14 protein-coding genes, 1 tRNA gene and 1 pseudogene are annotated in these 19,597 nt (G+C 72.0%); 14 read left to right on the top strand and 2 right to left on the bottom strand.

What is annotated here, in order from left to right:
• Positions 1-44 precede the first annotated feature (44 nt).
• The 8 genes from AB0D27_RS41235 (at position 45) to AB0D27_RS41200 (ending at position 9,722) form a co-directional block, all read left to right on the top strand.
• Positions 45-884, top strand: a complete 840-nt coding sequence (locus AB0D27_RS41235; protein ID WP_362519655.1) for a sugar ABC transporter permease — start codon at positions 45-47, stop codon at positions 882-884.
• On the top strand, positions 881-1,726 hold the full coding sequence (locus AB0D27_RS41230) for a carbohydrate ABC transporter permease (protein WP_362519653.1): 846 nt from the start codon (positions 881-883) through the stop codon (positions 1,724-1,726). The genes AB0D27_RS41235 and AB0D27_RS41230 overlap by 4 nt, the downstream gene beginning before the upstream one ends.
• 1 nt (position 1,727) lies before the next feature.
• Complete coding sequence (locus AB0D27_RS41225) at positions 1,728-3,368, top strand: beta-N-acetylhexosaminidase (RefSeq protein ID WP_362519650.1); 1,641 nt, start codon at positions 1,728-1,730, stop codon at positions 3,366-3,368.
• Between the two features lie 281 nt (positions 3,369-3,649).
• Positions 3,650-4,543 (top strand): FAD binding domain-containing protein, encoded by an 894-nt coding sequence (locus AB0D27_RS41220; RefSeq protein ID WP_362519647.1) that lies wholly within the window; start codon positions 3,650-3,652, stop codon positions 4,541-4,543.
• A complete protein-coding gene (locus AB0D27_RS41215; protein ID WP_362519644.1) occupies positions 4,540-5,988 on the top strand; it encodes a 2Fe-2S iron-sulfur cluster-binding protein in 1,449 nt (482 codons plus the stop codon). The genes AB0D27_RS41220 and AB0D27_RS41215 overlap by 4 nt, the downstream gene beginning before the upstream one ends.
• Positions 5,985-8,291, top strand: a complete 2,307-nt coding sequence (locus AB0D27_RS41210; RefSeq protein ID WP_362519641.1) for a molybdopterin cofactor-binding domain-containing protein — start codon at positions 5,985-5,987, stop codon at positions 8,289-8,291. Before AB0D27_RS41215 ends, AB0D27_RS41210 begins: the two co-directional genes overlap by 4 nt.
• Positions 8,288-8,410, top strand: a complete 123-nt coding sequence (locus AB0D27_RS41205; RefSeq protein WP_362519638.1) for a hypothetical protein — start codon at positions 8,288-8,290, stop codon at positions 8,408-8,410. Before AB0D27_RS41210 ends, AB0D27_RS41205 begins: the two co-directional genes overlap by 4 nt.
• Before the next feature lie 154 nt (positions 8,411-8,564).
• On the top strand, positions 8,565-9,722 hold the full coding sequence (locus AB0D27_RS41200; RefSeq protein WP_362519635.1) for an SUKH-4 family immunity protein: 1,158 nt from the start codon (positions 8,565-8,567) through the stop codon (positions 9,720-9,722).
• A 47-nt stretch (positions 9,723-9,769) separates the two neighbouring features.
• Here AB0D27_RS41200 and AB0D27_RS41195 read toward each other — a convergent pair.
• Positions 9,770-9,841 (bottom strand) — tRNA-Cys (locus AB0D27_RS41195).
• Positions 9,842-10,069: 228 nt separating this feature from the next.
• On the opposite strand from AB0D27_RS41195, the gene AB0D27_RS41190 reads away from it, so the two are divergent.
• The 5 genes from AB0D27_RS41190 (at position 10,070) to dapE (ending at position 18,173) form a co-directional block, all read left to right on the top strand.
• Positions 10,070-11,494: an MFS transporter gene (locus tag AB0D27_RS41190; protein ID WP_362519632.1), complete on the top strand. Its 1,425-nt coding sequence runs from the start codon at positions 10,070-10,072 to the stop codon at positions 11,492-11,494.
• A gap of 345 nt (positions 11,495-11,839) precedes the next feature.
• A complete protein-coding gene (locus AB0D27_RS41185) occupies positions 11,840-13,630 on the top strand; it encodes a DEAD/DEAH box helicase (protein WP_362519629.1) in 1,791 nt (596 codons plus the stop codon).
• A 771-nt stretch (positions 13,631-14,401) separates the two neighbouring features.
• Positions 14,402-15,043 (top strand): helix-turn-helix domain-containing protein, encoded by a 642-nt coding sequence (locus AB0D27_RS41180; protein ID WP_362519626.1) that lies wholly within the window; start codon positions 14,402-14,404, stop codon positions 15,041-15,043.
• Between the two features lie 593 nt (positions 15,044-15,636).
• On the top strand, positions 15,637-17,088 hold the full coding sequence (locus tag AB0D27_RS41175; protein WP_362519623.1) for an amino acid permease: 1,452 nt from the start codon (positions 15,637-15,639) through the stop codon (positions 17,086-17,088).
• A complete protein-coding gene (gene dapE / locus AB0D27_RS41170) occupies positions 17,085-18,173 on the top strand; it encodes a succinyl-diaminopimelate desuccinylase (protein WP_362519620.1) in 1,089 nt (362 codons plus the stop codon). The genes AB0D27_RS41175 and dapE overlap by 4 nt, the downstream gene beginning before the upstream one ends.
• Here the strand turns inward: dapE and AB0D27_RS41165 are convergent.
• Positions 18,145-19,416 carry a helix-turn-helix domain-containing protein gene (locus AB0D27_RS41165; protein WP_362519617.1) on the bottom strand — a complete coding sequence of 424 codons (1,272 nt, stop codon included), beginning with the start codon at positions 19,414-19,416 and terminating at the stop codon, positions 18,145-18,147. The genes dapE and AB0D27_RS41165 overlap by 29 nt on opposite strands.
• Between AB0D27_RS41165 and AB0D27_RS41160 the strand changes: the two are divergent.
• Positions 19,411-19,597, top strand: a pseudogene (locus tag AB0D27_RS41160) (hypothetical protein); the annotation flags it as partial. The gene AB0D27_RS41165 and the pseudogene AB0D27_RS41160 overlap by 6 nt on opposite strands.

Genomic DNA, 19,597 nt, shown 5'->3' with positions numbered 1-19,597 from the left:
TCCTGCCCGCCCAGACCTCCTCCCAGCCGGCCCCGTACAGCCATGTGGTGTTCTTCAGTTGTGCCACCGCGGCCGTCGCGGGCCTGCTCAGCCTCTGCCTGATCTCGTTCCTGGAGTACACCCAGGCGCAGGTCAGTGGTGGCGAGCCGACCACCTTCCAGGGGTTCGGCAACTACGCGACGCTGTTCGCCGACGACCAGTTCTGGCAGGTGCTGCGCGCGACGGTGGTCTTCGCGGCGGCCTGTGTGGTCTCCACCCTGGCCGTCGGCTGCGCGCTGGCGGTGCTGCTCACCCGCGTACGGGCCATGCCACGGCTGGCGCTGATGCTGGCCGCGCTCGGCGCGTGGGCGACCCCGGCCGTCACCGGATCCACGGTCTGGCTGCTCCTCTTCGACCCGGACTTCGGCCCCGTCAACCGGATCCTCGGCCTCGGCGACCACTCCTGGACATACGGACGGCTCAGTGCCTTCGCGCTGGTGCTGCTGGAAGTGGTCTGGTGCTCCTTCCCGTTCGTGATGGTGACGGTGTACGCGGGGATCCGCGCCGTACCGGCCGAGGTGCTGGAGGCGGCTGCTCTGGACGGCGCCTCGCAGTGGCGGATCTGGCGCTCGGTGCTCGCGCCGATGCTCCGCCCGATCCTGGTGGTGGTCACCATCCAGTCGGTCATCTGGGACTTCAAGGTCTTCACGCAGATCTACGTGATGACGAACGGCGGCGGCATCGCCGGACAGAACCTCGTGCTGAACGTCTACGCGTACCAGAAGGCGTTCGCCGCCTCGCAGTACAGCCTCGGCTCGGCGATCGGCGTGGTGATGCTGGTGCTTCTGCTGGCGGTCACGCTGGGGTATCTGCGGCTGCTGCGCAGTCAGGGGGAGGAACTGTGAGCCTTCCACGGCGCCTTGTACGGCGTCCCTGGCGGCTCGCCGCCGAGACGTCCACGCTGCTGATCGCGGCCGTCGTCGCCTTCCCCCTCTACTGGATGGTGCTCAGCGCCTTCAAACCGGCCGGAGAGGTCGAGTCGACCGAGCCCCGCCCGTGGACGCTTGCACCTTCGCTGGATTCCTTCCGGCGCGTTTTCGGACAGCAGGAATTCGGCCGGTACTTCCTCAACAGCCTTGTGGTGGCGTGTTCCGTGGTCGTCGTGTCCACGCTCATCGCGTTTCTCGCGGCGACGGCGGTCACCCGATTCCGCTTCCGGTTCCGGACCACCCTGTTGATCATGTTCCTGGTCGCGCAGATGGTGCCGGTGGAGGCGCTGACGATCCCCCTCTTCTTCCTCATGCGGGACTTCGGTCAGCTGAACACGCTGGGCTCGCTGATCCTGCCGCACATCGCCTTCTCGCTGCCCTTCGCGATCTGGATGCTGCGCGGTTTCGTCAAGGCCGTTCCGGACGCGCTGGAGGAGGCCGCGTACATCGACGGGGCGAGCCGCGCGCGATTCCTCTGGCAGATCCTCTTCCCCCTTGTCTTCCCGGGACTTGTGGCCACCAGCGTCTTTTCCTTCATCTCGGCCTGGAACGACTTTCTGTTCGCCAAGTCGTTCATCATCAGCGACACGTCGCAGTCCACCCTGCCGATGGCCCTGCTCGTCTTCTACAAGCCGGACGAGCCGGACTGGGGAGGCGTCATGGCGGCTTCCACGGTGATGACGATTCCGGTGCTGATCTTCTTCGTACTCGTGCAGCGACGCCTTGTCTCCGGGCTCGGCGGAGCGGTAAAGGACTGACGTGAGCGATGTGATTCCGGCGCCCCGCGCCGTCGAGGGCTCCATGGGCGGCCAGGTGCCGCTGGACGCCGGCACCGCCTTGTGGGCCGGGCCCGGCACGGGCACCACGGAACGCTGGCTGCGCTCCACGCTCGGCGCGGCGCTCGGCCTGGCGCTGCCACCAGGGCCGCAGGGCGCCCGCAATGCCGTACGGCTGCTGCTCGACGACACCCTGGAGCCGGAGGCGTACCGGCTCAGCGTCGTCGTCGACCGGGGCATCGAGATCAGGGGCGGCGGCGCGGCCGGGGTCTTCTGGGGCGCGCAGACACTGCGTCAACTCCTCGGCCCCGACGCCTTCCGCCGGGCTCCCGTCCGCCCGGGAACGACGTACACGCTCGGGCACCAGAGCATCGAGGACGCGCCCCGCTTCCCCTGGCGCGGCCTCATGCTCGACGTCTCCCGGCACTTCATGCCCAAGGAAGGCGTCCTGCGTTACCTCGACCTCCTGGCCGCCCACAAACTCAACGTCTTCCACTTTCACCTCACCGACGACCAAGGCTGGCGTGTCCATATCAAGCGCTACCCGAAGCTGACGGAGGTCGGGTCCTGGCGGGCGCGCACGAAATTCGGCCATCGCGCGTCGCCGCTGTGGGAGGAGAAGCCGCACGGGGGCTTCTACACGCAGGACGACATCCGCGAGATCGTCGCGTACGCGGCCGAGCGGCATATCTCCGTCATCCCCGAAATCGACATCCCGGGCCACTCGCAGGCCGCGATCGCCGCGTATCCGGAACTGGGCAACACCGACGTCATCGACACGACCTCCTTGACCGTCTGGGACAACTGGGGCATCTCCAAAAACGTACTCGCCCCCACTGACAACACCCTGCGCTTCTACGAGGGGGTCTTCGAAGAACTCCTCGAGCTGTTCCCCGCGGACGCCGCCGCGTTCTCGGCGTTCGTCCACATCGGCGGCGACGAGTGCGCCAAGGACCAGTGGAAGCAGTCGCCGACCGTCCAGGCGCGCATCAAGGAACTCGGGCTCGCGGACGAGGACGCGTTGCAGTCCTGGTTCGTCCGGCACTTCGACAACTGGCTCCGCGCGCGCGGGCGTCGGCTGATCGGCTGGGACGAGATCCTGGAGGGCGGGCTCGCCGAGGGCGCGACCGTGTCCTCGTGGCGCGGTTACCAGGGCGGCATCACGGCCGCCCGCGCGGGCCACGACGTCGTCATGTGCCCCGATCACTGGGTGTACTTGGACTACCGCCAGGACGCCGGGGAGGACGAACCGGTGCCGATCGCCTACGTCCGCACCCTGGAGGACGTCTACCGCTTCGAGCCGGTGCCGCCACAGCTCACCCAAGCGGAGGCACGGCATGTGCTGGGCACTCAGGCCAACGTGTGGACCGAGGTGATGGAGGACCACGCGCGCGTCGACTACCAGACGTTCCCGCGGCTCGCGGCCTTCGCCGAAGTCGCCTGGAGCGCCCTGCCCGCCCCCGCCGAACGGGACTTCGCCGACTTCGAGCGCCGGATGACCGCTCACTACGGGCGACTCGACGCCCTGGGAGTGGCCTATCGGCCCCCTACGGGACCCCTGCCGTGGCAGCGGCGACCGGGAGTGCTCGGACGCCCGATCGAGGGGGCGCCCCCGAACGTGTGAGATGACTCCCGAGCGGCGTGTCCCGGGGTGTTCTCTCCGGGACCATGACCCCCACAAGGAAAAAGGCACCCAAGGGTCACCGAAGAGTGGCAATTCCCGCTCAACGGTGATGCCGTACGAAAACGGACCATCTCCCTGGTGAGAGGGGCGAATGCCTCCTAGCGGACCCCCGCGTCGAGGGTCGGGGAAGATGTGCCAGAGTTGCCACGTCCGCCCTGTCAGCACGTACCGTACGGCAGCACAGGTGGGACCAGGTGGGGCAGCGGGAAGGGGCAGCCGGTTTGACCACGCACGCACCGCAGGCGGCGCAGGCCGTGACGCTGCCCGCCTCGCTGGACGAGGCGGTGGCGGCTCTGGCCGCCATGCCCGCCGCCGTTCCGGTGGCCGGCGGCACCGACCTCATGGCCGCCGTCAACTCCGGACAGCTGCGGCCCGCCGCGCTCGTCGGCCTCGGCCGGATCAGCGAGATCCGCGGCTGGCAGTACCAGGACGGCCACGCGCTGCTCGGCGCGGGCCTCACCCACGCCCGCATGGGGCGGCCCGACTTCGCGGCCCTCATCCCCGCGCTGGCCGCCGCCGCGCGCGCGGCCGGACCGCCGCAGATCCGTAACGCGGGCACCCTGGGCGGCAACATCGCCTCGGCCGCCCCCACGGGGGACGCGCTTCCCGTGCTGGCCGCCCTGGAAGCCACGCTGATCATCGCGGGCCCGGGCGGCGCCCGCCGCGAGATCCCCGTCTCGCATCTGCTCGCCGGTGTGGAGATGCTCCGCGGCGGCGAACTCATCGGCTACGTGCGCGTGCCGCTGCTGCACGCCCCGCAGGTCTTCTTGAAGGCGACCGGACGCACCGGACCCGGGCGCGCGATCGCCTCCGTGGCGCTCGTCCTCGACCCGGCCCGGCGCGGGGTGCGGTGCGCGGTCGGTGCCATAGCGCCGATGCCGCTGCGGCCCCTGGACGCCGAGGCGTGGGTCGCCCAGCTGATCGACTGGGACAACAACCGCGCGATCGTGCCGGAGGCGCTCCAGGCGTTCGGCGAGTACGTCGCCGCGGCCTGCATCCCCGACCCCGTCCCCGCCGAGGACGGCTCCGTGCAACCGCTTCCGCCCGCCGTACTGCACCTGCGGCGCACCGTCGCCGCGCTGGCCCGACGAGCACTGGGGAGGGCGCTGTCGTGACCGACGACCAGCACGAAGAGGGCGCCCCGCAGAGCGGCGGCCGGTGGGATCCGCTGCCCCAGGGCGACTACGACGACGGCGCCACCGCCTTCGTGAAGCTCCCCGAAGGGGGCATCGACGCCCTCCTCGCCGAACGGGACAGCCCGCTCGCCGCACCCGGGCACGGGTATGTGCCCCCGCGGTTCAGCGTGGCGCCCGCGCCACCCGAGGCGGCCGACCCGGCAGCCGCGGGCGCGTGGGCCGCGCCGGCCGGCGCCGTCCAGTGGCCGGATCCGAACACCGCGCCGCGCGACGCCGCACACGACGGGTTCGCGTACCACCCGGGAGCCACCGGGCAGTGGGACTTCGGCGGGGCCGCGCAAGAGGGCGCCGCCCCCGGGCACGATGTGACCGGGCAGTGGTCGATTCCGGTCGCCGGTGGTGACCTTCCGGACGAATCGGGCGAGTTCACCACGTCGGCACTCGTCGAGCAGTGGGGCGGGACTCCGCCCGCCACGCTCCCCGGCGGCGCGGCCGCCCCCTGGGCCACGGAGGCCATCGGGCAGCCCTGGTCCACCGAGCCGCAGGAAATGCCCGCTGAGGGGCCCACGGAGCCGCCGGCCGGGGTGCGTCCGCCCTCACCCGCGCAGGCCGCCCAGCGGGCCCCCGAGCCCGCTCGCGAGGCTTCTGAGCCCGAGCCGGTGGCCGAGGCGCTCGAGCCGGACCCGGCGCACGAGGAACCGGAGGCCTTCGATGCCGGCGAGGTCCGGGAAGCGCCCGAGCCGGACGCGGACATTGCCGCCGCGCCCCCGCACGACGAACACCCCCTCGCCTCCTACGTCCTGCGCGTCAACGGCGCCGACCGCCCCGTGACCGACGCCTGGATCGGCGAATCGCTGCTGTACGTACTGCGCGAGCGGCTCGGCCTCGCGGGCGCCAAGGACGGCTGCTCACAGGGCGAGTGCGGGGCCTGCAACGTGCAGGTGGACGGCCGGCTCGTGGCGTCCTGCCTGGTGCCCGGCGTCACCGCCGCGGGCAGCGAGGTGCGCACCGTCGAGGGCCTGGCCGCCGAGGGGCAGCCCTCCGACGTGCAGCGGGCGCTGGCCAAGTGCGGTGCCGTGCAGTGCGGTTTCTGCGTACCGGGCATGGCGATGACCGTGCACGACCTGCTCGAGGGCAACCCCGCGCCGACCGAGCTGGAGACCCGCCAGGCGCTGTGCGGCAACCTGTGCCGCTGCTCCGGCTACCGCGGGGTCGTGGACGCCGTGCGCGAGGTCGTCGCCGAACGCGAGGCGCACTCGGCGGCCGCCGCCGAACCCGCGCCCGACGTGGAAGAGGCGCGCATCCCGCACCAGGCGGGCCCCGGCGCGGGAGGCATCCACCCGTCGGCGTACGAGGACAGTCCTCCGTACGACGGCCAAGCGCCGCACGATCAGCCGTACGGCCAGGACGGAGGCCAGGCGTGAGCAACGAAGCCGCGACCGCGACACCGGCGACGCCCGAGACGGGCCCCGAACCCCTGCCGCACGGGCTCGGTGTCTCGCTGCCCGTCGCGGACGCCCGCGCCAAGACGGAGGGCACCTTCCCGTACGCGGCCGACCTGTGGGCCGAGGGCCTGCTGTGGGCCGCCGTACTCAGGTCGCCCCACCCGCACGCGCGCATCGTGTCCATCGACACCAGCCACGCGCGCGAGATGCCGGGCGTGCGGGCGGTCATCACCCACGAGGACGTGCCCGGCAGCGCGCTGCACGGCCGCGGCAGGGCGGACCGCCCGGTGTTCGCCTCCGAGGTCGTACGCCACCACGGGGAGCCCATCGCGGCCGTCGCCGCCGACCACCCGGACACCGCGCGGATGGCCGCCGCCGCCGTCATCGTGGAGTACGAAGTACTCGACGCGGTGACCGATCCGGAGCAGGCCTTCGAGGCCGAACCCCTGCACCCCGACGGCAACCTGATCCGGCACATCCCGCTGCGCCACGGAGACCCGGCCGCGGCCGGCGAGATCGTCGTCGAGGGCCAGTACCGCATCGGCCGCCAGGACCCGGCCCCGATCGGCGCCGAGGCAGGCCTCGCCGTGCCCCGCCCCGACGGCGGAGTCGAGCTCTACATCGCCTCCACCGACCCGCACACCGACCGCGACACGGCCGCCGCCTGCTACGGCCTGGAGCCCGATCGGGTGAAAGTCGTCGTCACCGGTGTCCCCGGCGCCACCGCCGACCGCGAGGACCAGGGCTTCCAGCTCCCGCTCGGCCTGCTCGCGCTGAGGACCGGCTGCCCGGTGAAACTCACCGCAACGCGCGAAGAGTCCTTCCTGGGCCACGCGCACAGGCATCCCACTCTGCTCCGGTACCGGCATCACGCGGACGCCGAGGGCAGGCTGGTCAAGGTCGAGGCGCAGATCCTGCTCGACGCGGGCGCCTACGCCGACACCTCCTCCGAGTCGCTGGCCGCCGCCGTCTCCTTCGCCTGCGGCCCGTACGTCGTCCCGAACGCCTTCATCGAGGGCTGGGCCGTACGCACCAACAACCCGCCCTCCGGTCACGTACGCGGTGAGGGCGCCATGCAGGTCTGCGCCGCGTACGAGGCGCAGATGGACAAGCTGGCGAAGAAGCTCGGCGTAGATCCGGCGGAGCTGCGCCTGCGCAACGCGATGGCCACGGGAGACGTCCTGCCGACCGGCCAGACGGTGACCTGCCCGGCACCGGTCGCCGAACTGCTGCAAGCCGTACGGGACTTCCCGCTCCCCGCCCTCCCCAAGGACACGCCCGAGGACGAGTGGCTGCTCCCCGGGGGCCCCGAAGGCGCGGGCGAACCCGGCGCCGTACGCCGAGGTGTCGGCTATGGCGTCGGCATGGTCCACATGCTCGGCGCCGAGGGTGCGGACGAGGTCTCCACGGCCACGGTGAAGGTCCACGACGGCGTCGCCACGGTGCTCTGCGCGGCCGTGGAGACCGGGCAGGGCTTCACCACGCTGGCCCGGCAGATCGTCCAGGAGACCCTCGGCATCGACGAGGTGCATGTGGCACCGGTGGACACCGATCAGCCCCCGGCCGGGGCGAGTTGCCGAGGCCGTCACACATGGGTGTCGGGCGGAGCGGTCGAACGCGCCGCGAAGATGGTCCGTACGCAACTTCTTCAGCCCCTGGCGCACAAGTTCGGCATGTCCACGGAACTCCTCCAGATCACCGACGGCAAGATCACTTCGTACGACGGTGTGCTCTCGACCACCGTCACCGAGGCGATGGACGGCAAGGAGCTGTGGGCCACCGCGCAGTGCCGCCCGCACCCGACGGAACCGCTCGACGACGCGGGCCAGGGCGACGCCTTCGTGGGCCTCGCCTTCTGCGCGATCCGCGCGGTGGTGGACGTCGATATCGAACTGGGCTCGGTACGGGTGGTGGAACTGGCGCTCGCCCAGGATGTCGGCCGGATCCTCAACCCGGCGCAGCTCACGGCCCGTATCGAGGCGGGCGTCACGCAGGGCGTCGGCGCCGCGCTCACGGAGAACCTGCGCACCGCCCGGGGCCTGGTGCGCCACCCCGACCTCACCGGATACGCCCTCCCCACCTCCCTGGACGCACCCGACATCCGCATCGTCAAACTGGTCGAGGAGCGAGACGTCGTCGCCCCGTTCGGCGCGAAGGCGGTCAGTGCGGTGCCGGTCGTGACGTCCCCGGCGGCGGTCGCGTCCGCCGTCCGCGCGGCGACGGGCCGCCCGGTCAACCGCCTGCCGATCCGCCCACAGGCCGCGGTGGTGACCCCGTCATGAGCGCCCCCGAACCGCCCCGCTACGAACCTCCGCCCAGCGTGGGGAAGTTGTTCCTCTGGGTGCTGCTGTTCGTGCTGGCGGCCGTGGTGGTCGTCGCGGGTGGCGTGTACTTCACCTGAGGTATCCGGCCCGTCCGGCGTTTGAGGACGAGCGCGCAGCATTTCTGCCGTTGTCAGTGGGGCGGCGTATGGTTCTCGGGCATGGGGAACTGGCGTGGGACGCCGGGCCGTTCCCGGCTGGGGGAAGCACGATGCGTACCTGCGCGGGGGAGCCATGAGCACGACTGACACCGATGTCGGCGGCGCGATCACACTGACCGATGACGAGCTGGATCCGTACGTCACGCACACGGGAACGCGGCACCGGCTGACGGACCCCGGACTGCCCGGCGACGGCACGCTGCTGGGATTCGGCACACTGCGCGAGCACGGCCTGCGCAGGCTCGCGGACCTGGCGGTGGACGCGGAGAAACTCGCCGGGGAACTCAGCGACCAACTCGTCATAGGGGCGCTGCGGAACCTGGACCGGGACCTGGAGTCGATCGTCCTGGACGGCATGACGGGCGAGGTCTCCACGACGTACGGCCACCGGAACGCCGCGCTCATGGACCTGTCCCCGCTGGCCCCCTCCCTGGAGGCCCTGCTGCGCTTCGCCGCGGCCACCGAGGAACTGACCGCGTTCCGGGGCCCGTTCGGCCCGAAGGCGGTCGCGGAGGCCTCGGACCGCCTGACCGCCGTCTTCGAGCACGGCGCGGGCGGCCACGTGCCGCCGTACTGGCGGATGGCCGCGCTGATCCGCCCGCTCGCCCGGATCGCCGGCCCCGGCGACGGACTCGTCCTCGACCTGCCGAAGCGGCTGCTGGACGAGGAGTTCGGGTCCGGCGGAATCATGCGCTTCGAGGATGTCGACTTCCCGACCACGCTGACGCACGAACCGACGCGCCGCTTCCTGCGGGAGACAGGCCTGCCCGAGGACGGCCTCCTCTTCCAGCTGGACACGGAGGTGCCGCTGCCGGCCCTCACCGAGTACTACGCGGACGAGCGCCCCGGCGACTTCTCCGCCGACGAACTCCCCGCCACCGCGGACCGCCTGATACGGCTCGGCTGTCTGGTGGAGGACACCAGCCTGGTGGTGGACGGCACCACGGGCGCGGTCCTCGCCTGGAGCGAACCGGACCTCACCCTGCGCCCCCTCAACGCCGACATCTCCACGCTGGCGTTCACCCTCTGGCTGCTGCACCGCGAGAAGACGCTCGAGGCGACCCACGACCTCACGGACGCCTATGAGCAACTGGCCGCCACGATGACCCAGACCCTCGCCACCGTCGACCCGGTCGCCTGCGACCCGACGCCCCTGCTGGAGGGCGACGACGGCCGGCGCTACTGGCCCGAGATATTCGAGGACGAGGCGGGCGGAGCGCTGTACGCGTAAACGCGGATCGGCCGCCCCCCACGCGGGGACGGCCGACACCGTTTCGGAGGCCGTGGCGGGAATCGAACCCACGTAACTCGCTTTGCAGGCGAGTCCCTAAACCACTCGGGCACACGGCCGATCTCAGGTGCGGCACGGCTCACTCGTTCCGAACCTGATGAGTTGACCGTAGGCGGCGGCGCGGGCGGGGCTCAAGAGGTCGGAGGGCGTTGCAACGGGACTGCCACACTCCGTTCACGAACGGCCGGGTGGCCCGGGATCCCTGGACGGTCGTACGACCAAAGGCCCAGTCGATCACGGTCTCCGGACAGGAGTCAGTGTCGGCTGTGCGCCTTACGCTGACGGCCATGACTGCCCTGGGAGAGCGCGATGCCGTGACGGTTCCGTCCGAGGCTGAGGGCGGCGTGCTGAGCCGGGCCCACCGGGCGCTCAGCATCGGGATCGTGTCCGTGGTGCTGGTGATCGCCTTCGAGGCGACGGCGGTGGGGACGGCCATGCCGGTGGCGGCGCGGGACCTCGACGGGGTGTCGTTGTACGCGTTCGCGTTCTCCGGGTACTTCACCACGAGTCTGCTGGGCATGGTGCTCGCCGGGCAGTGGTCCGACCGGGACGGGCCACTGGCCTCGCTGACCGCGGGGATCGCGGCCTTCGCGGCGGGTCTGTCGCTGTCCGGGACGGCCGGGGTCATGTGGGTGTTCATCCTCGGGCGGGCGGTGCAGGGGCTCGGCGGCGGGCTCGTCATCGTTGCGTTGTACGTGGTTGTCGGGCGGGCCTATCCGGAGCGGCTGCGGCCGGCGATCATGGCGGCGTTCGCGGCGGGCTGGGTGGTCCCGTCCGTGGTCGGACCCCTCGCCGCGGGCGCGGTCACCGAACACCTCGGCTGGCGCTGGGTGTTCCTCGGGATACCTGTCCTGGTCGTCTTTCCCCTGGCGCTGGCGCTGCCCGAGATACGGCGGCGGACGTCCGGAAGTGCGGGAGAGGCCGTCCCCGCGCCCCTCGACCGGCGGCGCCTCCGGCTGGCGCTCGGGATCGCGCTGGGCGCGGGGCTCGTGCAGTACGCCGCCCAGGATCTGCGCCCCCTCTCGCTCCTCCCCGCCGCCGCGGGAGCCGCGCTGCTCGTCCCCGCCGTCCTCGGGCTGCTGCCCCGCGGTACGTATCGGGCGGCGCGGGGGCTGCCGTCCGTGGTGCTGTTGCGCGGGGTCGCGGCCGGGTCGTTCATCGCCGCCGAGTCCTTCGTGCCGCTCATGCTGGTCACCGAGCGGGGGCTGTCCCCGACGCTCGCCGGGTTCTCACTCGCGGCGGGCGGCGGGACGTGGGCGCTGGGCTCCTATGTTCAGGCGCGGCCGCGTGTGGAGCCGTACCGGGAGCGGCTGATGTTCCTCGGCATGGTGCTGGTCGCGGCGGCCATCGCCACAGCGCCGGCGGTGCTGATCCATGCCGTGCCGGTGTGGATCGTCGCCGTCGCCTGGGGGTTCGGCTGCTTCGGGATGGGGCTGGTGATCGCCGCGACGAGCGTGCTGCTGCTCCATCTCTCGGCGCCGGAGGAGGCCGGCGCCAACTCCGCCGCGCTGCAGATCTCCGACGCCCTCTCCAACGTCGTACTGCTCTCCGCGGGCGGTACCGCCTTCGCCGCGCTGGGCGGCGGCACGCTGACCCATGCGGCGACCTCGGCGTCCGCCTCCCACCCGGCCGCCTTCGCCGCGGTGTTCTTGCCGATGGCGGGGGTGGCGTTGGCGGGGGCGTGGGTGACCACGCGGTTGCGGGAGCGCTGACCTGGTACCGCTTTGGCACTATCTACAGCACTATCTACGGCTTCATCACGGTATGGCCATGAACCTTCGTCTGCGCGACGACGGTCGTCTTCCTCGACCTCCACCACACGGAGATGCTCGACGTCGACCAGGACGAGGCGTACAAGCTCGTTATCGAGGTGGCGGCAGGCAGCCTGGAGGACGTGGGGCTGATTGCCCTGCGCCTGCGGGCGCTGCACGAGGCGATGTGAGCTGAGTCCCATCCATGGGTGAGCCCGCGTCGTCCGCGCGTTGGCACCAGCGGCGCGCCGGTAGGGTGGCCCGGTTGTCATACGTAGCCGAGCCGCCCAACCATCCACGGAGACCGTGACTACCACCGCCACTTCCTCCCATCACCTCTCACCCGCCTTCCCCGGCCGCGCCCCCTGGGGCACCGCCAACAAGCTGCGCGCCTGGCAGCAGGGGGCGATGGAGAGGTACATCCAGGAGCAGCCGCGCGACTTTCTGGCCGTTGCCACGCCCGGCGCCGGGAAGACGACGTTCGCGCTGACGCTCGCGTCCTGGCTGTTGCACCACCATGTCGTGCAGCAGGTGACCGTGGTCGCGCCGACCGAGCATCTGAAGAAGCAGTGGGCGGAGGCGGCCGCGCGGGTGGGGATCAAGCTGGATCCCGAGTACAGCGCGGGACCGCTGAGCAAGGAGTACCAGGGCGTCGCGGTGACGTACGCGGGCGTGGGCGTGCGGCCGATGCTGCACCGCAATCGCGTCGAGCAGCGCAAGACCCTCGTCATCCTCGACGAGATCCACCACGCCGGTGACAGCAAGTCGTGGGGTGAGGCGTGTCTGGAGGCGTTCGAGCCCGCCACCCGTCGGCTCGCACTCACCGGTACGCCGTTCCGGTCCGACACCAACCCCATCCCCTTCGTCACGTACGCGGAGGGGAACGACGGGATCCGGCGGTCCGCCGCCGACTACACGTACGGGTACGGGTCCGCGCTCGGCGACGGGGTCGTGCGGCCCGTCATCTTCCTCTCCTACAGCGGCAACATGCGGTGGCGTACGAAGGCGGGGGACGAGATCGCCGCCCGGCTCGGCGAGCCCATGACCAAGGACGCCATCAGCCAGGCCTGGCGCACCGCCCTCGACCCGCGCGGCGAGTGGATGCCGAGTGTGCTGCGCGCCGCCGATCAGCGGCTGACCGAGGTGCGCAAGGGCATCCCGGACGCCGGGGCCCTCGTCATCGCCTCCGACCAGGACTCGGCCCGCGCGTACGCCAAGCTGATCCGCGAGATCACCGGGACCAAGGCGACCCTCGTCCTGTCCGACGACACCGGTGCCTCGAACCGTATCGACGAGTTCAGCCACAGCGACGACCGGTGGATGGTCGCGGTGCGGATGGTGTCGGAGGGCGTCGACGTGCCCCGCCTCGCCGTCGGCGTGTACGCCACCACGATCTCCACGCCTCTCTTCTTCGCCCAGGCCGTCGGACGCTTCGTGCGGTCCCGGCGGCGCGGCGAAACCGCGTCCGTCTTCCTGCCTACCATCCCCGACCTGCTCACCTTTGCCAACGAGATGGAGGTCGAGCGCGACCACGCCCTCGACAAGCCGAAGAAGGAGGGCGAGGAGGACCCGTACGCCGAGTCCGAGAAGGAGATGGAGGAGGCGAACCGGGAACAGGACGAGGACACCGGAGAGCAGGAGCAGTTCTCCTTCGAGGCGCTGGAGTCCGAGGCCGTCTTCGACCGGGTGCTGTACGACGGCGCCGAGTTCGGCATGCAGGCGCACCCGGGAAGCGAGGAGGAGCAGGACTATCTCGGCATCCCCGGGCTCCTCGAACCCGACCAGGTGCAACTCCTGCTGCAGAAGCGGCAGGCACGGCAGATCGCGCACAGCCGCAAGAAGCCCGACGAGGAGGCCGATCTCCTCGAACTTCCCGCCGAGCGCCGCCCCGTGGTCTCGCACAAGGAAATGCTGGAACTGCGCAAGCAGCTCAACACCATGGTCGGCGCGTACGTCCACCAGAGCGGCAAGCCGCACGGCGTGATCCACACCGAGCTGCGACGCGTGTGCGGCGGGCCGCCGAGCGCGGAGGCCACGGCGGGGCAACTGCGGCAGCGGATCGCCAAGGTGCAGGAGTGGGCCACCCGCATGCGGTGACGCTGGGCGTTGCCTGTCTCCCGGGCCCGCCATCTGCCGGAGTCCGGCGATCTGTCGGTGGACCCGCCGGGAACGTCGGCTTCGCGACCGAGCCTCGCTGCGCCAGCATCTGCAGGCGGCCATCCTCGAAGCCCGGCACCAGGACGCTCCGCGCGCCGTCCGTAGCGCGTCGGCGAGGCGAGCCGGCGCGCCAGCATCTGCAGGCGGCCATCCTCGAAGCCCGGCACCAGGACGCTCCGCGCGCCGTCCGGCAGCGCGTCGGCGAGGCGGGCCGGCGTGCCAGCATCTGCAGGCGGCCATCCTCGAAGGCCAGCACCAGGACGCGCTGCGCGCCGTCCGGTAGCGCGTCGGCGAGGCGAGTCGGCCACGCCCAGATGCTGTGCCTGTACGGGAGTTGGGGGAGCGTCCCGTCGCTGGGCACCGGCGTGCGCTCCTTCGCGCGGGCGTGCGGTAGGGCGTGTGCGCTCTCTGCGGGGGTGGTGTACGCGGGTGCTGTGCGACCTCCCGTTTCGGGGCAAAGGGAAGCAGTCCGTATCAGCCGATGCCCGGATTCTGGACGGAGACTTCCGCTGAGCGGACCGGCTCGCTACTGTCCCGCTACGCACACGCCCCGTGGCAGCGCCGCCGCGGAGCGCAGCCGTGAAGCGACTCCGCCCGGGAAGAGCCCGGGTCGTCAGCCGACCGGCGGCCTCTGAAGCGCGTCGCCGACGGGACTCGGTGCCGCATTCGCCGCGAGGGGGCCGTCGACCTCACCACTAAGGAGTGGGCGTCGTGACCGCGGAGACCTCTCAGACGCTCGACCGGGGACTGCGCGTCCTCAAGCTGCTCGCCGACACGGATCACGGGCTGACCGTCACCGAGCTCTCGAACAAACTGTGCGTCAACCGGACCGTGGTGTACCGGTTGCTCGCCACGTTGGAGCAGCACGCCCTCGTACGCCGTGATCTGGGTGGCCGCGCCCGGGTCGGGCTCGGAGTGCTGCGCCTGGGCCGCCAGGTGCATCCGCTCGTACGGGAGGCCGCGCTGCCCGCGTTGCGCGCGCTGGCGGAGGACATCGGGGCGACGGCTCATCTCACGTTGGTCGACGGGACCGAGGCGCTTGCCGTCGCCGTCGTCGAGCCCACGTGGACGGATTACCACGTTGCCTATCGCGCCGGGTTCCGGCATCCGCTGGACCGGGGGGCCGCGGGGCGCGCGATTCTCGCCGCCCGGCAGGCGCCGGTGGGGGAGCCCGGGTACACGCTCACGCATGGGGAGTTGGAGGCGGGGGCCAGTGGGGCTGCGGCTCCTCTCATCGGCGTGACGGGCGTCGAGGGCAGCGTCGGTGTCGTCATGCTCGCGGACTCCGTGCCGGAGCGGGTGGGGCCGCGTGTCGTGGACGCGGCGCGGGAGGTCGCGGACGCGTTGCGCTGACGCGGCAGTCGCGGACGGTCGGAGGCGTGCGAGGGGCTGGGCGTCATGCGCTGACGCCGCGGTCGCGGACGGTCGGAGGCGTGCGGGGGGCTGGGCGTCATGCGCTGACGCCGCGGTCGCGGACGGTCGGAGGCGTGCGGGGGCTGGACGTCATGCGCTGACGCCGCGGTCGCGGACCGTCGGAGGCTTACGGGGGGCTGGACATCATGCTGCCGAGCATCGTGCCGATGCCGACGAGCAGGCCGGGCAGCAGGCCGCCGCCGAAGTAGCCGCCCGCCCAGGGGCCGTACGCCGGGCCCGCGTTCCACGTTCCAGTACGGGCGGCGGCGCGCTGCGCCGCCCCGGTTTTCAGCTGCCCCGGCGTGAGGGGCTGAGCTCAGCGTGGGTTTCGCTTACCGGCGCTTGCAGGGTGCCGCTCTCTTGGGGGCGGGTGCCGCCCCAGGCGGGCACGCATGCCCACGGCTGCATCGGCTTTGGCTGAGCCGCCAAACGACCCCCGCCATCTCTGGCCGATTCCCCCACCGCCCACCGCTCCGCCCTCCGCATCATCAGGGCACTGAAGGCGGAGCAGGAACGGTGGAGGGAGTAGCGCGGTGGAAAGACGGCGTACGCGAGCGGGGCGGCTGACGCGGCGGCAAGGGGTCGGAGAACTCGTCGCCGAGGCCGCCGGGAGCCCGCTCAGGCGGACCATGGGGGTCGGGCAGCTCACGCTGCTGAGCGTGGGAGCCACCCTGGGGACCGGGATCTTCGTGGTGCTCGGGCAGGCGGTGCCCGAGGCCGGGCCCGCCATCGTCGTCTCGTTCGTCCTCGCCGGGGTGACCGCGCTGTTCTCCGCGTTGTCGTACGCCGAGCTGGCCGGCATGATCCCGGGCTCCGGCTCCTCGTACAGCTACGCCTACGCCACCCTCGGCGAGCTGGTCGCCTGGGTCTGCGGCTGGTGTCTGATCCTGGAGTACGGGGTGTCCGTGGCCGCAGTGGCGGTCGGCTGGGGGCAGTACGTCAATGAGCTGCTGGACCTGACGCTCGGGCTCACCCTGCCCAACTCGCTCAGCGCGCCGCCCGGTGCCGGCGGTGTGCTGAACATCCCCGCCGCCGCCATCGTCGTACTCGCCATGGTCGTACTGCTGCGCGGAGCCCGCGAGAGCGCCGTCGCCAACACCCTGATGGTCGGTGTGAAGATCGCCGCGCTGGTGATGTTCTGCGCGGTCGCCTTCACCGCCTTCCGCGCCGGGAACTTCACCCCCCTCTTCCCGCTCGGCACGGCCGGTATGAGCGCGGGCGCCGCCTCGCTGTTCTTCTCCTACATCGGTTTCGACGCCGCCTCGACGGCCGGGGAGGAAGCCAGGAACCCGCAGCGCGACCTGCCCCGCGCGATCATCCTGTCCCTCGTCCTCGTCACCGCGCTGTATGTCCTCGTCGCGGTCGCCGCGCTCGGCGCGATGCCGTGGAAGAAGTTCGAGGGCACCCAGGCCACGCTCAGCGAGGTGCTCGTGCAGTCGGTCGGAGGCGGCAGCCTCTGGCCGGTCCTGCTGTCCGTCGGCGCGGTCGTCGCGACCACCAGCGTCGTCCTGACCGTGCAGTACGGGCAGATCCGCATTCTCTTCGCGATGTCCCGGGACGGGCTCGTACCGCCGCTGTTCTCCAAGGTGCACCCCATCACCGGGGTGCCGCGCGCCAACACCGTCATCGTCTCGGGCTTCATCGCCGTGCTCGCCGCGCTCGTCCCGCTGGGCGCCCTCGCCGACGCCACCAGCATCGGCACGCTCTTCGCCTTCATGCTGGTCAACCTGGCGGTCATCCTGCTGCGCCGCCGCAGCCCCGAGGCACCCCGCTCCTTCCAGGTGCCCTTCTCGCCGGTGACGCCGATCCTGGGCGTGGGCTTCTGCGCGTACATGCTGTTCAGCCTGGGCACGGACACCTGGGTCGCGTTCGGCGCGTGGATGGCCGTCGGCCTGGTGATCTACGGGCTGTACGGGGTCAGGAACTCCAAGCTCAACCGACGCCCCGAGCTCCAGGAACCCGACCTCGCCCAGGAAACGGCATGAACGCCCTCGACACCCTCCTCGACCTCACCACCGACGTCGTCACCCTCACTCGTGCCCTCGTCGACATCCCCTCCGAGAGCGGCGAGGAGGCCCGGCTCGCGGACGCCGTCGAGGCGGCACTCGGCGCCCTCCCGCATCTCACCGTAGAGCGGATCGGTCATTCGGTGGTCGCACGCACTGACCTCGGTCACCCCGAACGGGTCGTGATCGCGGGCCACTTGGACACCGTTCCCGCGGCCGGGAACCTGCCCTCCCGCCTCGACGGCGACCTCCTGTACGGCCTGGGCGCCTGCGACATGAAGGGCGGTGTCGCGGTCGCCCTGCGCCTCGCGGCCACCGTCCCGGCGCCGGCCGCGCGCGACGTCACGTACGTCTTCTACGAGTGCGAGGAGGTCGAGGGCGACCGCAACGGGCTCGGCACGATCGCCGCCGGGCGGCCGGGGCTGCTCGATGCGGACTTCGCGATCCTCATGGAGCCCTCCGACGCCGGGGTCGAGGCCGGCTGTCAGGGCGTGCTGACGGCTGACATCACGGTGCGCGGCGAGCGGGCGCACACGGCCCGCGCGTGGAGGGGCGTGAACGCCGCCCACCGCGCCGCCGCCGTCCTCCAGCGGCTCGCCGACCACACGCCCGAGCGGGTCGTGATCGACGGGCTCGAGTACCGGGAGGGCCTCAACGCCGTCGCCGTACGGTCCGGGGTCGCGGGCAACGTCGTCCCCGACGAGTGCGTGATCACCGTCAACTCCCGTTTCGCGCCGAGCCGTTCATCCGAGGAGGCGGAGGCGTACGTACGCGGCCTCTTCCCGGGGGCGGAGTACGACGTCGACGTGAGCGAGGTCGTGCCGGGCGCTCTGCCCGGGCTGGACCAGGACGCGGTCGCCTCACTCATCGGCGTGCTGGGCGTCGAGCCCCGCCCGAAGCTGGGCTGGACCGACGTCGCCCGGTTCGCCGCGCTCGGTGTGCCCGCGCTCAATTACGGTCCTGGGGACCCTGTCTTGGCGCACACGGCGGGGGAGTACGTGCCGGTGGCGCAGCTGCGCGCGTGCGAGGAGCGGCTCAGGAGCTGGCTGTCGGCGTCGCCCTGAGCCCCGCGAGCGTCCTCAACTGGAGCCACAGCACCAGCCGTTCGTCGGGATCGTCGAGGTCGAGGCCGAGCTGCTGCTGGGCCTGCCTGAGGCGGTAGCGGCAGGTGTTGGGGTGGACGGCGAGCAGCCGGGCCGCACCCGCCATGTCGCAGCCGGCGTCCAGCCAGGAGACGAGGGTGCGGGCGTAGTCGGTGCCGTGCTCGGTGTCGTACGTGAGGACCTGCCGCCACGCCCCGGCGTTCAACTCCCGCCGCTCGCCCATGACTTCGGTGAGCCGCAGCAGGGTGACCCGGGGGCGCACCTCGGCCACGGACGCCACCGGCAGCTCCGGGCCGAGGACGCGCAGCACGAGGTCGGCGTCCTCGCGCGAGGCCCGCACCTCAGCGAGCCCGGTCACGACATCGCCGAGGGCCGCCCGCACGGGCGCCCGCAGCGCCTGCCCGGCCCGCCGCACGATGTCCTCGGCCAACCGCCGGTGCCGGGCCCCGCCGCGTTCGCCGAGCGCGGGCAGCAGCGCGTACACGACACCGTCGACGAGCACGCACGCGTGGCGCCCGTAACGCGCCTCGCATTGCAGCCGTACGAGGTCCAGGAGCCGTAGCGCGGTCTGCTCGACGTCGGCCGCCGAGACCGCCGAGTCGAGGACGAAGGCGGCCACGCGGACGGGCGCCGGGCTGCCGTCCGGGGCGAGGCCGAGGCCCAGACGGTGCGCGGCGCCCGCCGGGTCGGCGGTGCCGTCGAGAAGGCGGCGCAACAGGTCGCCGTTCTGGTGCCGGGCCAGTTCCTGCGCGGCCCGGGCCCGCAGCAGGAGCAGCGCCGCGGTGGACGCGCCCTGCGCGAGCGCCTCCTCGGCGTCCGGCGCGAGGTTGCCGTCGTCCACGACCCACAGCGAGCCGAGGGTCTCGCCCCCGGCGCGGACGGCCGCGGCGAGCCGGGGCAGCGGGTCCCCGCCGCCCAGCGCGGGCAGCCGCACCGGGCCCTGCGCCGCGAACAGCACCCGGTACTGTTCCGAGTTCTCCGGGCTCTTCGGCACCCGCAGGCCGAGGATGCCCTGCCGCCGGTCCTCGTCGACTCCCTGCCCCGGCACGGTCGAGTAGGCGAGGATCCGCTGCCGCGGGTCTTCCACGGCGGTGGCCCCGCCGACGGCCGCGGCCACCGCGTCGGCCAGCGCGAACAGCTCCCCGATCCCGCTCCCGGGGGCCGCCGGGCGGGCCCCGATCGCCGAGGCGAGCAACAAATGCACGTGGTGCCAGGCGATGTCCTCGTCCACGGACAGCAGAGCCACCCCCGCCGCCTCCGCCTCCGCGAGCGGCCCGTCCGGGCCGCGTACGACGACGCGATCGCCACGGTGACGCTGACCAACCCGGCCAAGCGCAACGCCCAAAGTCCTGCTCTGTGGCGGGCGTTGGCGCAAGCCGGACGGT

Origin of the sequence: Streptomyces sp. NPDC048415, from assembly GCF_040651675.1 — a bacterium.
GTDB lineage: Bacteria > Actinomycetota > Actinomycetes > Streptomycetales > Streptomycetaceae > Streptomyces.
Note: the sequence above shows the minus strand (reverse complement) of the source record. Positions and strands in the feature narration are given on the sequence as shown.

Bases quoted from the DNA above. Each gene is read 5' to 3' on its own strand.
- AB0D27_RS41190 (WP_362519632.1), top strand. From the start codon at position 10,070: ATGACTGCCCTGGGAGAGCGCGATGCCGTGACGGTTCCGTCCGAGGCT.
- AB0D27_RS41200 (WP_362519635.1), top strand. From the start codon at position 8,565: ATGAGCACGACTGACACCGATGTCGGCGGCGCGATCACACTGACCGAT.
- dapE (WP_362519620.1), top strand. From the start codon at position 17,085: ATGAACGCCCTCGACACCCTCCTCGACCTCACCACCGACGTCGTCACC.
- AB0D27_RS41205 (WP_362519638.1), top strand. From the start codon at position 8,288: ATGAGCGCCCCCGAACCGCCCCGCTACGAACCTCCGCCCAGCGTGGGG.